The 13,759-nt window shown below is 40.4% G+C and carries 17 protein-coding genes and 1 pseudogene; 10 read left to right on the forward strand and 8 right to left on the reverse strand.

Annotation, left to right across the window (positions count from 1 at the left end):
- Positions 1 to 39 precede the first annotated feature (39 nt).
- A complete protein-coding gene (locus V7K55_RS18200) occupies positions 40 to 822 on the forward strand; it encodes a TrmH family RNA methyltransferase (RefSeq protein WP_334833758.1) in 783 nt (260 codons plus the stop codon).
- A 36-nt stretch (positions 823 to 858) separates the two neighbouring features.
- Here the strand turns inward: V7K55_RS18200 and V7K55_RS18205 are convergent, their stop codons facing one another.
- Positions 859 to 1,194: a hypothetical protein gene (locus tag V7K55_RS18205; RefSeq protein WP_334833760.1), complete on the reverse strand. Its 336-nt coding sequence runs from the start codon at positions 1,192 to 1,194 to the stop codon at positions 859 to 861.
- Positions 1,195 to 1,293: 99 nt separating this feature from the next.
- On the opposite strand from V7K55_RS18205, the pseudogene V7K55_RS18210 reads away from it, so the two are divergent.
- Positions 1,294 to 1,401: pseudogene (locus tag V7K55_RS18210) on the forward strand (CmcJ/NvfI family oxidoreductase); the annotation flags it as partial.
- Here the strand turns inward: V7K55_RS18210 and V7K55_RS18215 are convergent.
- Positions 1,389 to 1,532, reverse strand: a complete 144-nt coding sequence (locus V7K55_RS18215) for a beta-eliminating lyase-related protein (protein ID WP_334833912.1) — start codon at positions 1,530 to 1,532, stop codon at positions 1,389 to 1,391. The pseudogene V7K55_RS18210 and the gene V7K55_RS18215 overlap by 13 nt on opposite strands.
- 685 nt (positions 1,533 to 2,217) lie before the next feature.
- On the opposite strand from V7K55_RS18215, the gene V7K55_RS18220 reads away from it, so the two are divergent.
- On the forward strand, positions 2,218 to 2,511 hold the full coding sequence (locus V7K55_RS18220) for an S-layer protein (protein WP_334833762.1): 294 nt from the start codon (positions 2,218 to 2,220) through the stop codon (positions 2,509 to 2,511).
- A gap of 265 nt (positions 2,512 to 2,776) precedes the next feature.
- Positions 2,777 to 3,298, forward strand: a complete 522-nt coding sequence (locus tag V7K55_RS18225; protein WP_334833764.1) for an NUDIX hydrolase — start codon at positions 2,777 to 2,779, stop codon at positions 3,296 to 3,298.
- Here the strand turns inward: V7K55_RS18225 and V7K55_RS18230 are convergent.
- Together V7K55_RS18230 and aroB are read right to left on the reverse strand one after the other, a co-directional pair.
- On the reverse strand, positions 3,284 to 3,862 hold the full coding sequence (locus tag V7K55_RS18230; RefSeq protein WP_334833767.1) for a Uma2 family endonuclease: 579 nt from the start codon (positions 3,860 to 3,862) through the stop codon (positions 3,284 to 3,286). The two genes, V7K55_RS18225 and V7K55_RS18230, sit on opposite strands and share 15 nt — an antisense overlap.
- 91 nt (positions 3,863 to 3,953) lie before the next feature.
- Entirely contained in the window at positions 3,954 to 5,045 is a 1,092-nt protein-coding gene (gene aroB, locus V7K55_RS18235) for a 3-dehydroquinate synthase (protein WP_334833770.1), read from the reverse strand.
- Between the two features lie 153 nt (positions 5,046 to 5,198).
- On the opposite strand from aroB, the gene petL reads away from it, so the two are divergent.
- Positions 5,199 to 5,294 (forward strand): cytochrome b6-f complex subunit PetL, encoded by a 96-nt coding sequence (gene petL / locus V7K55_RS18240; RefSeq protein WP_094332720.1) that lies wholly within the window; start codon positions 5,199 to 5,201, stop codon positions 5,292 to 5,294.
- Between the two features lie 48 nt (positions 5,295 to 5,342).
- Here petL and bioB read toward each other — a convergent pair whose 3' ends face one another.
- Positions 5,343 to 6,350 carry a biotin synthase BioB gene (gene bioB / locus V7K55_RS18245; protein WP_334833773.1) on the reverse strand — a complete coding sequence of 336 codons (1,008 nt, stop codon included), beginning with the start codon at positions 6,348 to 6,350 and terminating at the stop codon, positions 5,343 to 5,345.
- A 348-nt stretch (positions 6,351 to 6,698) separates the two neighbouring features.
- Between bioB and V7K55_RS18250 the strand changes: the two genes are divergently transcribed.
- Together V7K55_RS18250 and V7K55_RS18255 are read left to right on the forward strand one after the other, a co-directional pair.
- Complete coding sequence (locus V7K55_RS18250) at positions 6,699 to 7,274, forward strand: GNAT family N-acetyltransferase (protein ID WP_334833775.1); 576 nt, start codon at positions 6,699 to 6,701, stop codon at positions 7,272 to 7,274.
- Positions 7,275 to 7,520: 246 nt separating this feature from the next.
- Positions 7,521 to 8,063 (forward strand): hypothetical protein, encoded by a 543-nt coding sequence (locus V7K55_RS18255; RefSeq protein ID WP_334833777.1) that lies wholly within the window; start codon positions 7,521 to 7,523, stop codon positions 8,061 to 8,063.
- A 25-nt stretch (positions 8,064 to 8,088) separates the two neighbouring features.
- Here the strand turns inward: V7K55_RS18255 and V7K55_RS18260 are convergent, their stop codons facing one another.
- On the reverse strand, positions 8,089 to 8,757 hold the full coding sequence (locus tag V7K55_RS18260) for an SMI1/KNR4 family protein (RefSeq protein WP_334833779.1): 669 nt from the start codon (positions 8,755 to 8,757) through the stop codon (positions 8,089 to 8,091).
- Positions 8,758 to 8,879: 122 nt separating this feature from the next.
- Between V7K55_RS18260 and V7K55_RS18265 the strand changes: the two genes are divergently transcribed.
- A complete protein-coding gene (locus V7K55_RS18265) occupies positions 8,880 to 10,337 on the forward strand; it encodes a protein adenylyltransferase SelO (RefSeq protein WP_334833781.1) in 1,458 nt (485 codons plus the stop codon).
- Between the two features lie 176 nt (positions 10,338 to 10,513).
- Here the strand turns inward: V7K55_RS18265 and V7K55_RS18270 are convergent, their stop codons facing one another.
- Positions 10,514 to 11,152 carry a histidine phosphatase family protein gene (locus V7K55_RS18270; RefSeq protein WP_334833783.1) on the reverse strand — a complete coding sequence of 213 codons (639 nt, stop codon included), beginning with the start codon at positions 11,150 to 11,152 and terminating at the stop codon, positions 10,514 to 10,516.
- 203 nt (positions 11,153 to 11,355) lie between these two features.
- Complete coding sequence (locus tag V7K55_RS18275; RefSeq protein WP_334833785.1) at positions 11,356 to 13,080, reverse strand: ABC transporter ATP-binding protein; 1,725 nt, start codon at positions 13,078 to 13,080, stop codon at positions 11,356 to 11,358.
- Between the two features lie 156 nt (positions 13,081 to 13,236).
- Between V7K55_RS18275 and V7K55_RS18280 the strand changes: the two genes are divergently transcribed.
- Together V7K55_RS18280 and V7K55_RS18285 are read left to right on the forward strand one after the other, a co-directional pair.
- Positions 13,237 to 13,476, forward strand: coding sequence for a hypothetical protein (locus tag V7K55_RS18280; RefSeq protein WP_334833786.1), 240 nt, complete (start codon positions 13,237 to 13,239; stop codon positions 13,474 to 13,476).
- Between the two features lie 34 nt (positions 13,477 to 13,510).
- Positions 13,511 to 13,738 carry a type II toxin-antitoxin system RelE family toxin gene (locus tag V7K55_RS18285; protein WP_334833788.1) on the forward strand — a complete coding sequence of 76 codons (228 nt, stop codon included), beginning with the start codon at positions 13,511 to 13,513 and terminating at the stop codon, positions 13,736 to 13,738.
- The last annotated feature ends 21 nt before the right edge of the window (positions 13,739 to 13,759 follow it).

Raw genomic sequence — 13,759 nt, forward strand, 5'->3', positions numbered from 1 at the left:
GCCAATTTTAGATTAATCCAAAATCCAAAATATAAAATAGTGTTGACCAGTTTACAAAATTCCCTAGTTAAGCAAATCCGCAAACTCCACTCCACCAAGGAGCGGCATAAGCAGCAGTTATTTTTGCTGGAAGGGACGCACCTGTTAGAAGAAGCTTGTGCGGTTAATTACCCACTAGAAACAGTATGTTGTACTCCAGATTGGCAAGCAGCCCACTTGTCACTCTGGGAAGAAGCTTGTGGTAAAAGCGATCGCACCGAGATTGTCAGCGAGGAAGTATTAAATGCGATCGCTACTACAGTCCAACCAGATGGTGTGGTGGCAACGGCAAAACGAAGAGATAGCCAAACTCAACTACCATTCACTGGTTTAGTCCTAGCTTTAGAAACAGTACAAGATCCGGGAAACTTAGGGACGATGATTCGCACTGCGGCGGCGGTGGGAGCATCAGGTTTGTGGGTAAGTGGAGATAGTGTAGATTTAGACAGTCCGAAAGTTCTCCGGGCTTCAGCAGGGCAATGGTTTCGCCTAGCAACAGCCGTAACCGAAGATTTAAAAGCTATAGTTCAACAAAGTCAGCAAGCAGGAATGCAGGTAGTGGCAACCTTACCTAGTGCGAGTTTGACTTATTGGGATGTGGACTGGCGCAAACCCAGTCTGATTTTACTGGGAAATGAAGGTGCTGGATTGTCGGCAGATTTAGCAGCGATCGCAGATAAACAAGTCAGAATCCCTTTGAATCCTGGGGTAGAATCTTTGAATGTAGCGATCGCAGCTGCTTTAATGTTGTACGAAGCTCGGCGGCAAATGAGTCAAGAATAGAGACGCGCTTAATCGCGCCTGTGCAGGAATTAAAACTCATGACTTTTCTTGGATTTTTGTCTTTTCTTCAAGATATTGTTCAATATCAGCAACTGCGTCCTCAAGGGCCGCTAAATCAATAGCGATCGAGTCTTGAGCGAGTTCTACTTCACTCAGACTAGTAGTATGCAGTTGGGAGAGTGGTGAGATTTCTTCTTCCTCAGTTGAAATTTCTTGTAAGATATCCTCCAACTGATCGAGGGATTCTTGAAACACTTGATCGGCGACGCGGCGCTGTTGTGGCTGAATTGGCTCCATAATATTGACTTGAAAATCCTGATTTACTGACCTAATTTTGATTGCAGTTTCAACAGATTTAAATTTTGCACTCATAACATCATAGTTGTGTGCTGTATCAACTTTAGCAGTGGTTATCAAGAATATCGATACTTGGCTTTGCTCACTTTTGCCAAGCCGTCTCCAAAGACTATGGAATCTCCATTAGTGGTGTGTAATGCCCAAAGTATTGCACCGAATGATGACCTCGTGGCTACCGATCTTTTATATCGCCATCGCGTTGGCGAAACCTACGCAGTCACGAACAAAATGTTTTCTGCACCACGCCCTTGATGAGTGGGTACAATATGGCGATAACCATAATACTTTTGGATACTTGCTTCTAAATTGTAGAAATTTTTGCTACTGGCGTAAGCTTCATCACCTAGCATCATCCCTTGCCCACTGATAATCACTCATGGCTGAAGTGCCGCTATCAGTGAGCAAATCAATGTAGACTTAAAGTCTGCATAAATCGCGAGTGAAAGTGAAATAGAGTCAGTATTTAAGTAGTTTTTGATTTAAAAAATACTAAGTTTTATACGTGGTTAAGACAACGTTAAGAATTCTCTCAAAATCGCAAAATTTCGGAGTGTAAACAGTTACCTATGGGAGAATCAAGTTAAGCATCAACAAATATCTTTTTTGTAAACTTTTGTTCTTTAGATCGGTAATGCGTTAAGACATACGCATTATCGTAAACATCACTGCATTAATTAATTTAAATTTCCGTTGGTTAGTCTCTGGTAATTAGCAAATAAAGGCTGATACTCCCAAAGATAAACTTCTCTTTACTCAATGTAAGCTTAATGCCTTGAGTCAGTTCAAATTTAATAAAAATTGGAGCTTATAAAATGGCAATTCGGAATAACTTAGTTACCAGTTTCTGGGAAAGAGTACAAAAAGATTCAGTTAGTTGGGGATCGTTAGCTCTTTGGATTAGCGCATTAGTTGTTCTATTAGTAATGCTCACCATGTTTTCTAACGCTTAGGTTATTCTAGTTCCTGGGCAGCAGCCTGGGAACTAAATATATGGCAGAGTTTCATCCCTAGAAAACTCAAATTATGAACTGTAAACTTATGATAACAGTTGTAATACTAGCTACTACTAGCTTTGTTACTCCGGTTAAATCTCAAGAACTTACTACCGACACTCCAGCAAAATCGAATCAAGTTTTGAATGCTTGTATCCAAAATCAAGCAGAAACTTTACCGAATCCCTTTAGTGATGTGCCAACAGACCATTGGGCTTTTAAAGCAGTTATGACCATGCACTACTGCGGTGCATTCCGTAAAGCTACGCCACCAGCTTTATTTCAGAAACTGCAACCAACAAATAGCCAGCAGCAACCGCAAAAAGAACCGCAGTTTTAAAAAGAGGGTGTTGCTGATTAAAGATATGAAAATCTCAGGTAGATAGAAGTTTGAGTAGCAAAAGCGGCAGCTTTAAATTCCGGTGGACGTTGAGAGGAAGAGAGGCAGACAAAAGCGCCTTCATCGTGTAGTTTAAATAAAAAAAAGCTGCTGTAAATAGCTCAAATTAGAATTTATCTCGGCAATTTGGCTAGAGAGGTTGAAGTTGTAATATAGCAACTAGAATATTACGAGATAACTATATTAAATAGCAGAAATTAAGCCAATGAGTCAGAAGGATTGCAGAAAGACTGTCATCCAAACAGGGCAAAAAGTCAATTTTGTAGATATTGGCAGTTCATGTTTACCTGCCTTTGAAAAGATAACGAGTGTTCTAGTCGTACCTTTTACCAAGGATGGTTTAATTGTATGCGCTCTCCTTGACCGTGGTATTGACCTTCCTGGGGGACATGTGCAGATAGGCGAAATGAACTGTGAGGAAACTGCAAAACGTGAGGTTATTGAGGAAGTAGGAGTAACTCTGGGAGAATTAAAACTTGTGAAAGTTATCCAGTCTGATTATTACGGTAGTCAACCTGAACAACTTACATACCTTGTTGTTATGACCGGATTTGTTGAAGATATAATTCCTAACGATGTCTACAATGAGCTATGCTTACGCACGCATGAAAGTACGGGAAGAAGCATTATAGATATTAATGAATTCATTTCTCAATATCAAGCAGGCGATAAAAATGATATGCGTCAAATTGTGCTAGATGCAAAAAGTATGCTATTCGGCATCTAATGGTATTTTCGCCTTTTGAAACACCTGCTCAACAGTAAATTCCAGTCCCTCAAATAGCGAATCTGTGAGTAATTCGTCTCCCATATAAGTTTGTGGTGCTGCATCTGGATAAAAAACAGTAATACTTCTGGCTTTACTATCTACCACCCACACCCGTAGAACTTTAGCATCCAAATAGTTTTTGGCTTTAGCTGCCATTTGTCCAAAGGTTTGTCCGGGCGAAATAATCTCAATCACCAAATCAGGAGGAACAGAACATACTCCTTCTTGATCCCAGTCAGGGGGTAAACGTTTATTAGAAATATATAAAATATCCGGTATTGGTGCCCAATCTCGCCCTCGCCGGGTTAATGCGACGGCTAATTCTGGGTAAACTTCTCCTTTTCCCTCACAGCATTGCTCAATCAAATTGAGAATTGCGCGAGTAAGTTTAGAGTGAAATTTTTTTGGTGACATTTTAGGAATTGCTTGACCATCAACAAGTTCATAAGTTATATCTCCTTCATCTAGTGGAAGATTTAGGAACTCTTGCAAAGTTAATTGATTTTTGGCTTGGAGTATCATGGCTAAATAATTCGTAATTCGTAATTCGTAATTCGTAATTGAAGAACAAAGCAACTAATTTGAATCCTGGCTCCTGAATTATTCAAATTGTTCACATTGCCCGCAACACTTGCCGAATGATATCTGATGGCACTTCATCGGTAACTGTAACTACACCAATCTCTGTTGGTAAAACAAATCGCACTTTTCCCGCTTTGACTTTCTTATCTAACTGCAACGCCTCAATAATTGCTTCAATATCCACCCCAGATGGTAACTGAGTCGGTAAACCCGTTTTTTGAATTAAAGCATTTTGACGTTCAGTGTCTTCTTTTTGCCACATTCCCAATTCCACGGCAATTTGACCGGCTGCTACCATACCAATAGCCACGGCTTCACCGTGATTTACTAAACGATAACCAGTCAAGCTTTCCACTGCATGACCGATAGTATGTCCATAGTTAAGAATCGCCCGTAATCCGCCCTCTTTCTCATCTTTGCCAACAACGTCAGCTTTAGCTTGACAAGAGCGCGTTAATATAGTGTTTATTAATTCAGGTTTTACATAGCGAAGTTGGTCGAGCCGTTTACTTGCTTCCAACTGGGCAAACAATTCAGCATCCCAAATTACACCATACTTAATAACTTCTGCCATTCCTGCCCGAAATTCGCGCATAGGAAGAGTTTTCAAAAGATCTGGGTCAATCAAAACCAAGCGCGGCTGATGGAATGCCCCAATCAAGTTTTTACCGTGGGGATGATTTACGCCAGTTTTGCCACCAATTGCCGAATCTACCATTGCCAAGAGAGTTGTAGGTACTTGGACAACGTTAATGCCGCGCAGCCAAGTTGCGGCAGCAAAGCCAGTCATATCGCCAATTACACCTCCACCCAAAGCCACCATCGTAGCAGAACGTTCTAGGCGGTTTTCTAAGGCTACATCGTAGAGTTTTTGGATGGAATTAAGGGTTTTGTAGCGTTCACCAGGTGGTAGAGTGCAGCTAGCAACTTCAAATCCAGCAGATTTCAGGGATGTAATTGCTCTTTCGCCATAATGCTTAAAAATCGTTGGATTAGAAACTAGCAATATCTTCTTGCCTAGCTTCAGACTGGCCATCTGTTGACCCAGTTGCTCTAAACTCGAAGATGCGATCGCAATCTCATAAGACTGCTCTGGTAAATTTACATTAATTACAGAAGTCATTCCTCAACCCCAAACAAGCGCCCGTGGGCAGTATTCTATCGCAATCTGGGCGATTGGAGTCTAGGGACTGGGTACTGGGGAAGAGTTTTCCAATGCCTAATGCCCAACAACTAATGATTCAATATATTTAGGAAGTATTGTGGAGAAAAATAAATGTTTGCAATTGCAGCTTACATCGGCTTTTTAGCTTTGTTCTTTGGTTTGTCTGTCGGTCTGTTGTTTGGTCTGCGGACTGCCAAGATAATTTAGTCAAGACTTTTGTGGGACGGGTGAAACGCCCATCCCACAAGAATATATTTATCCAACAACAGCCGGACTTGCTACCTTTTCCTGTCTTTGAGAAGGTGGACGCATCCCCAAACCAAGTAAATTCAGCATTTCTCGGTCAGTATCGTAGTCTGGACAGGGGGTTGTCACCGTCAACATTTTGTTGTCGTCGCTGGAAAATATAGAATTAGCTCCCGCCATAAAGCAGAAAGCTTGTTCAACCTGAGAAAGTCTAGCCCTACCAGCACTCAGACGCACATCAGAAGCTGGCATTAAAATTCTGGCTGTAGCAATCATTCGCACAATATCCCAAATGGGGACATCAGGCTGATTTTCTAAGGGTGTACCTGGTACTTGTGAAAGAATATTAATTGGTACTGACTCTGGATGCGGATGTAAGTTTGCCAGAGTCTGTAACATTCCAACGCGGTCATCAACGGTTTCGCCCAACCCAAGAATACCGCCGGAACATACGGTAACATTAGTCTGACGGACATTCTCAATTGTGTTCAAGCGATCGCTATAAGTTCTCGTGGTAATAATTGTGTTGTAATATTCCTGCGAGGTATCTAAGTTATGGTTATAGGCGTAAAGTCCCGCTTCTTCAAGTTTCCTAGCTTGATTTGCCGTCAACATTCCCAGAGTGCAGCACACTTCTAAACCCATTGCAGTTACATCCTTGACCATTTCCAGAACTTCCTCAAATTGTGAGTTATCCCGGACTTCCCGCCAAGCAGCACCCATGCAGATGCGACTAACACCAGTTTCTTTGGCTTTCTGGGCGATGTTAATTACCGTTTCCTTCTCTAGGAGTGCTTCTGCTTTTACCTCTGTTTTATAGCGCGAAGATTGGGCGCAGTAGCTACAATCTTCTGGACAACCCCCCGTTTTAATGGATATAAGCTTACAAACTTGTATTTTTGTTGGGTCATGATATTGGCGATGCACGCTAGCAGCTTGATAAATAAGCTCTAGCAATGGCATATTGTATATCGCCCGAATCTCTAATTCCTGCCAATCGTAGCGTATTGCCACCACATCACTATCCTTCTTGTAGACTGGGTTGAATCTTGAGCTTTCTTTTGGTTGAATTTCCTGCGGTACAGCGTTTGGGCAAAGCGATTTTATCGAAGTTACGCCCCGCACTGTGCTTTATCACCCATTGGCTCTCAATCCTTGCGCTCTAGATATTAGACATCAGCTTATCAAGATTTTGGTGGAATGGCAGATTAGCAGTAAAAATACTTACGCTGTCTGCGGTAAAGGGCATTGGGCAAAACAGTTCTGAGTTAAAGAAGTGAGATTCCCTTTTAACTGCTACTAAACCGTAGGTATGAGAGAATTTATAAAATCTAGAGAATGTGCTGGGAATAGATCCCGTCGATTATGATATCAGAACTGCCACTAATTACTAGCGATCGCCTATTATTACGAGCGGCGATTCATGAAGATATACCCCAAATTCTCAAATACTTCATTTATAACAAAACTTATCTCACTCCATTTTACCCTCTATGGGCTGATGGTTTTTTCACTGAAGAATATTGGCAATATCAGATAGAGAATAGTTTTTTAGAATTTCTTAATGGGCAATCATTAAAGCTATTTATTTTTACAAAAAAAAATCCTAATGTAATTATTGGAACGGTCAATTTTAGCAATTTTGTCCGAGGAGCCGCTCATTTTTGCTACGTGGGATATAGCCTTGCTGAAAGTAAACAAGGTAAAGGATATATGACAGAAGGGCTAAAAGTCGCAACGGAACATCTCTTTCAAGAGTTAAATTTTCACCGAGTTATGGCTAATTATATGCCTCACAATCGGCGGAGTGGCAATGTCTTAAAAAGACTCGGATTTGTTATTGAAGGATACGCTAGAGACTATTTGTTAATTAATGGACAATGGGAAGATCATATTATGACAAGTCTTACAAATCCTAGCTGGCAAGCACCAAAATTTTAAGCATCTTTTTTCTAATATTGTATAGATACCGGATTTATTTGAGAAATTAAGTATCTGTGTATTATGTTTATTTATACACAGCTAATTAACAAATTTGATACATGAGTTTGCAACATCTATAAATTCATATTAAATCCATAATAAATACACAACAACTCCACAAGCAAATGCGAGAGTAATATTTGTTCACTCTCTGGCTAATGAGCCAATGTGTGCATTTTTCAGATGATTGAGGAGTTTTTCAAAATGTCTATTAATTCTATAAAGCGCTTATCTGTTTTTTCTACTATCTTCGCTTTTGCTACTATATTACACGGAGTTGTCTTGGCAGCACCAGTTCCAATTTCCCCAGCTACACAACCAGCCTTAAAAACTCAGAATAGTCCTCCAGCACACCAAAAAATCAATATCACAAAGCAACAGCGTCTACAAATCCAGTTAGCCCGCCAGCAAAGAGATAAGGATATTGAGGCTCTATTAAATCCGTCCCAAGATACTAAATTTAAGGCAGCACTGCAATCCCGTCAGAGAATCAGAATAGTGTTAAAATCTTTTAATTTGAATCAAAATCAACAAAAACAGGTTCAATCAATTTTACAAACTTATAACCAGCAAGTAAAACAAATTCTATCTTCACAGGCATCACAACCAACATCAAACTCAGTAGGCATTACTCAACCACCATCACAACCAACATCAAACTCAGAAGGTATTACTCAACCACCATCACAACCAACATCAAACTCAGAAGGTATTACTAAACCGCCATCACAACCAATTAAAAAGTAAAAAACTCAGTTTGATTTAATTAAGGTTAAGTTTCCGAAGACTGGCGAATTTGATGCAAACTTCGATTAAGCCAGTCTTCATACCAATCATAAAAACTCAAAGGCTGCTCCTCATCATTATCTGGATACAAATCATCAGGGTCAGTGTCATGGAAAGCATGACAAAAACTTAAAGATGCAGGATATATCCCATTATGATTAGTCCGGTCATCTATCCAAATTTTTCCTGACTGCTCTCCAGCAATAACTAATATCCCATAAATTCCACAACCATAATTTGTAATGGTGAGAGTTCCTTGAATAAACTTATCATCGAAATAAGCATCATTATTGGTAACAAAATCCGTATTATTCTTGACAATCAAGTCTAAATCATTCCACGCTTCTGTTAAAGGAAATGGTTTGGAGAGAATTTCGTAGTTCTCTTGGTATAGTTTTTCTGGGATAATATTTTCATATTCAATCCCCGATAATCCGTATCCTGGCCCCGCACTACCATTACCAATTTCTAACAGAAAGTTTTTATATTCACTTGGTAGCGTAATATTGTATCTGGATTCAAAAACTTGAATATCTTTATTACTCAAACAAGGTTTTAATTGATATTGGTGTGATTCTGAACCAAAAACCTCAAATGTAGCGTCTAAAATAGCTAATTGAGTTAATTTTTTCTTTAATTGCAAAACTTTATTCATTATTCGCTCTAAGTTTTGATGGTAGCGCTGCCATATTTTAGATATCGGTCGCTTTTTGCGTCTATGCTGATGCTGAAGCCAGAGGTAGTATTAAGAGAAGAATGAATTAAGCTTTGCTCGTAATGACTCTGGCTGAAACCCCAAACTACAAAAATTCTAGCAATCCTTTTCTCTCCCTCAACTACGAAAGCGCCTTGGAATCTCTAGGCGATGACTACTACGACGAGGTTGGAGCAGAGGAATTTCCCCAACACCACTTGCGCTGGCGTAACGATGCACTATTACCTCTTTTGGGTCTAGACCCCCAAGTAGTCAAAGACGAAGATTTCATCACAGCTTTTGGCCAGTTTCAGGGGCGCAAACCCTTGTTAGCACTACGTTACCACGGCTATCAATTTGGTGAATATAACAGACAGTTAGGTGATGGTAGAGGCTTTCTCTACGGTCAAGTCCGCGCCACTGATGGCGAATTGTACGATTTTGGCACAAAAGGCTCTGGGAGAACGCCCTACTCCCGTGGAGGCGATGGGATGCTCACGCTCAAAGGTGGGGTGCGGGAAGTTCTGGCTGCGGAAGCATTACACCACTTGGGTGTACGTACCTCGCGCTGTTTGACCATGATTGAAACAGGTTTACCCCTTTGGCGGGGCGATGAACCTTCACCTACCCGCTCATGTGTGATGATTAGAATGAGCAGTTCTCATATTCGGTTTGGAACTTTTGAGCGACTGCATTATTTCCAGCGTCCAGATTTAACTAAGAAGTTGTTAGACCACGTAATTGAGCAGTATTATCGACACTTAAGTAGTGAAGAAGATAAATATGTTCTGTTTTACGCCGAATTAGTTAAACGGGTTGCCGAACTAGTAGCACAGTGGATGGCGGCGGGCTTTTGTCATGCAGTTTTGAATACTGACAATATGTCGATTACTGGAGAGAGTTTTGACTATGGCCCTTATGCGTTTATCCCGACTTATAACCCATCCTTTATAGCTGCATATTTTGACTATTATGGACGCTATTGTTACGGGAATCAACCAAGTATTTGCCACTTGAATTTACAAATGCTCCAGGAACCTTTAAAGGCGATTATTGATAAAGGTGAAATGGAAGCTGCATTAGAAAGGTTTGATGAGTATTATGAAGCTGAATACAGTTCTTTGATGTTGAAAAAGTTAGGTTTTGAGGATTTACCGTATCCAGAAACAGTGGAATTGTTGAATCTAACGATTGAGTTTTTGAAGGAGAGCCAGGTTGGTTATCACCAGTTTTTTTATGAGATGGCTCGGACTTTTTCATCTAAATGGCGAGATGAGCCAGGTTTTGTGATGAATAATTCTGATATTGTGCCAGTACCGGGTGCATTAGGAGTTTTTGATGATTGGTGCATATTATACCATAAAATTTTGAATGATTTTGGTAGTAATAGCCCCGATGTAATTGCTCAAACTCTAGCTGTTCATAATCCAAAAACAGCATTATTAAGACCTGTGATCGAGTCTATTTGGGAAGCAATTGCTCAAGAAGATAATTGGCAACCTTTTTATGAGTTAATCCAGGCAATTCAGTCTAGGAAATAGTGAAATTACAACTATTTTCTTTTTGCTGTTGACACTAGGAATAATCTAACAAGAGACGTTGCATTACAACGTCTCTAGCACTTCCGGTTATAAGCTTTTTGAAAGGCTGTTATCCTTTGTTTGCAAGTTATGTAAAACCGGTCTTGCATCCCACTCATAACAAAACTTTTTGCTAATTATGTTCCCGGACGAGAGCGAATACCATCGGGTATATGATGACGATCGCCTAATATTTCTAATAAAGGGCCATTAACGTCAAATTTAACCATACTTACCGACGCGACCAAAATATTCACCCGATAGCGATAGCGTCCTAAATCAATTCCCAGTAAACTGCAAAGCATAATCCGAATCGTGGCTTTATGGGAAACTACTAAAACATTACCTTGGGGATATTTTTCTTGAATTTCAGCAATTACAGGCATAGAACGGTTAGCAATATCTACCGCAGTTTCTCCACCTAGTGGTGCATTCCAAGCGGGTTCTGTCAACCATTTTAGATAGTTTTCTGCGTAATTCTCTTGAGCAAAGGATTTACTCTTAGTTTCCCATTCGCCGTAACTACCTTCTCTAAGTCCATCACGCAACTGCATATCCATACCGATAGCATCACAAAATGGCTTGGCAGTTGCAATTGTGCGCTTCATTGGGCTAACATAAACTGCTGACCACTTCAATTTTTGATAAACATCGGCAAAACCGGATGCCATCTGCATCCCTTCAGAAGTCAACTCTGCATCCGTTTCACCGCAGAAATTACCGCTTTGACTAAAAGTAGTTTCTCCGTGTCGCAGTAAATATAAATTGAGTGTCATAGCTTGGATTGCGGTTGGGATAAAGGAGTTTGTTCAAACATAAAGTATCATCAATCTCGTAATCGATTATGTGACACTAGGACAAAGTAATCAACGAAAAAAGTCAATCAAATACAAACTTTTGAAATCGAAGATAAAAGTAGCGGTTTCAGCTAGTACTAGGATGGTGCGTTAGCCTCCGGCATAACACACCCTACGAACAATTAACTAAATTGCTGGGCATAAAACCGCGCGTAGCGATGCTCTAGGGCTAATAATTCTTCATGGGTTCCTGATTCAACAATTTGTCCCTGTTCGAGAACTAAAATACGATCGCACCGTCTCACGGTTGATAAGCGGTGAGCAATAATAAACACTGTACGTTTTTGCATCAATCTTTCCAGCGCTTCCTGTACTAGCGCTTCTGATTCAGAGTCTAATGCTGATGTCGCCTCATCAAGAATCAAGATTTGGGGATTGAGCAGAACAGCACGAGCGATCGCAATTCTTTGTCTTTGTCCCCCTGATAAGTTTACCCCACGTTCGCCCACCCAGGTCTGATAACCTTCTGGCAGTTGGCTAATAAACTGATGAGCATTAGCAATTTTCGCCGCCTCTTTGACTGCTTCCATCTTAAAAGCTTTCTGTCCAAAGGCGATATTTTGGGCAATTGTCCCCGAAAACATAATGGTTTCTTGAGGAACAATCCCAATTTGTCGCCGCAGACTATGCAGTTTCACATCCCGAATATCAACATCGTCAATGAAGATTTGCCCAACTTCGGGGTCATAAAAACGGGGGAGAAGATTGACAAAGGTGGTTTTACCAGCACCAGAAGCACCCACAAGAGCGATCGCTTCACCTGGCGCTACCAATAAGCTGATATCTTTTAATACGGGTTCACCTGGCTTATAGGCAAAGGAAATATGACGATATTCTATTTTGCCCTTGACTGGAGGAAGAGCGATCGCATTGATCTTCTCAATCACCGTTGGCTGAATTGCCATCAATTCAAAAATGCGATCAACTGATGCTTCACCCTGCTTAAATTCGTTGTAATTGTTAGTAGTATGACCAATGGGATCGATTAACAGCGCCGCCGCCGCCAGATAACTGAAAAAATTTGCCACTGTCAAGTTATTTTGGGAAATTTGCCACGCTCCCACAATCAGTAACGATAACGCACTTAAGGCTTCCAAAAACCCGATGATGGGAATCTGAATTGCTTTGAGGCGTTCGGCTGAGTATTTTGCTTTGAGGCTGCGTTCTGCTTCATGGCCAAAGCGAGCAATTTCGTAATTTTCGGCAGCAAAAGCCTGTACCAAACGAATCCCGTTGAAAACTTCCGCGAGGATTGCTGATAAACCCGACACGCGATTTTGACTTTTTAAGGAATACTTGCGTAACCGTTCGCCAAACCAACCAACTAAAATACCCATCAGGGGCGCAACTATGACTGTTGCTAGTGTCAGTTGCCAATTTAGGTAAATCATGTAAATCGGAATTGCCAACAACTGCAAAATGCAGGGGATAAAGTCGTGAAATCCTTTATTTACAACTTCGCCAACCCGGTCAACATCTTCGGTGAGGCGGTAAGATAAATCACCAGCTTTTGCGGTTTCAAAATAACTGAGATTTAGCTTTTGCAGATGGGCATAGACTTGCTGGCGGAGATGAAAAGCAACTCTTAAAGAAACTTTCGCCATGTACATATCTTGTATAGACTGAAACAAGCCTCTGACAAGAAAGACTAAAGCACAACTACCAGTTATTTGAGCGATCGCAACTACATTACCCTGTGCAAAGGGAATTGCCAATTTACCGGCGAGATTGATCAACACTAATGTCGCCAGTACGTATCCCAAGATACCCATAAGTCCCTTGGCGATGGTTCTCCACTGGAGGCGGATATAAGGCAGTAGTTGCCAGTAATTAGAACGGGTTTTCAAGCTCGAAAGTCCACAACGATATTTATCCTTTGTTTGACGCTAGCAGTTTTTGGTGAGTTTCTGAACAGTTAACTAATTAATTACAAACTGTTTTAGCGTTCATCGTGGAGTTTCTTGATATTCTTCTATGATTGAAGTGGAATATTCATCTTAATTATGAAAACCGAACACGAACGCGAACAATTAATCAAAGCTATCAACGTACTGCTAAACCAAGCTTACGACAGTACCCTAGATGAAATTTATGCACTACTTCAAAAAATCGAAGATGAAGAGGACGAAAACGATTTAAAAGCCTATCATGCTGCTAAAAGTGATGTAGAAAATAATAGTCTTATCGCCTGGGACGACATTAAAAAGGAAATCGCTAATGAAAGAAAAAAGGGCGTAGCGTGACTTACGAAATTAAATTTACCAAAGGTGCTAGAAAATGTTTAAAAAATTATCTCAAGAATTACAATATCGTATACAACCCAAAATAGATGAGTTGGCTATAGAACCACGTCCCAATGGAGTTAAAAAGTTACAGGGTGAAGAAAACACATATCGCATTAGAGTAGGCGATTATCGAGTTATATACGATATTTTCGATGATGTTTTATTGGTAAATCTTATAGATATCGGGCATCGTAGCAAGGTTTATAAAAATGAAAGTTGACAAAAAAAATATTAGAGCTAT

The sequence above is a fragment of the Nostoc sp. genome (assembly GCF_036919895.1).
Lineage (GTDB): Bacteria > Cyanobacteriota > Cyanobacteriia > Cyanobacteriales > Nostocaceae > Nostoc.

Coding starts and splice junctions, on each gene's coding strand:
- V7K55_RS18250 (WP_334833775.1), top strand. CDS start 6,699: ATGATATCAGAACTGCCACTAATTACTAGCGATCGCCTATTATTACGA.
- V7K55_RS18255 (WP_334833777.1), top strand. CDS start 7,521: ATGTCTATTAATTCTATAAAGCGCTTATCTGTTTTTTCTACTATCTTC.
- V7K55_RS18205 (WP_334833760.1), bottom strand. CDS start 1,194: ATGAGTGCAAAATTTAAATCTGTTGAAACTGCAATCAAAATTAGGTCA.
- petL (WP_094332720.1), top strand. CDS start 5,199: ATGTTTGCAATTGCAGCTTACATCGGCTTTTTAGCTTTGTTCTTTGGT.
- V7K55_RS18215 (WP_334833912.1), bottom strand. CDS start 1,532: ATGATGCTAGGTGATGAAGCTTACGCCAGTAGCAAAAATTTCTACAAT.
- V7K55_RS18280 (WP_334833786.1), top strand. CDS start 13,237: ATGAAAACCGAACACGAACGCGAACAATTAATCAAAGCTATCAACGTA.
- V7K55_RS18260 (WP_334833779.1), bottom strand. CDS start 8,757: ATGAATAAAGTTTTGCAATTAAAGAAAAAATTAACTCAATTAGCTATT.
- V7K55_RS18285 (WP_334833788.1), top strand. CDS start 13,511: ATGTTTAAAAAATTATCTCAAGAATTACAATATCGTATACAACCCAAA.
- V7K55_RS18225 (WP_334833764.1), top strand. CDS start 2,777: ATGAGTCAGAAGGATTGCAGAAAGACTGTCATCCAAACAGGGCAAAAA.
- V7K55_RS18230 (WP_334833767.1), bottom strand. CDS start 3,862: ATGATACTCCAAGCCAAAAATCAATTAACTTTGCAAGAGTTCCTAAAT.
- V7K55_RS18220 (WP_334833762.1), top strand. CDS start 2,218: ATGATAACAGTTGTAATACTAGCTACTACTAGCTTTGTTACTCCGGTT.
- aroB (WP_334833770.1), bottom strand. CDS start 5,045: ATGACTTCTGTAATTAATGTAAATTTACCAGAGCAGTCTTATGAGATT.
- V7K55_RS18270 (WP_334833783.1), bottom strand. CDS start 11,152: ATGACACTCAATTTATATTTACTGCGACACGGAGAAACTACTTTTAGT.
- V7K55_RS18265 (WP_334833781.1), top strand. CDS start 8,880: ATGACTCTGGCTGAAACCCCAAACTACAAAAATTCTAGCAATCCTTTT.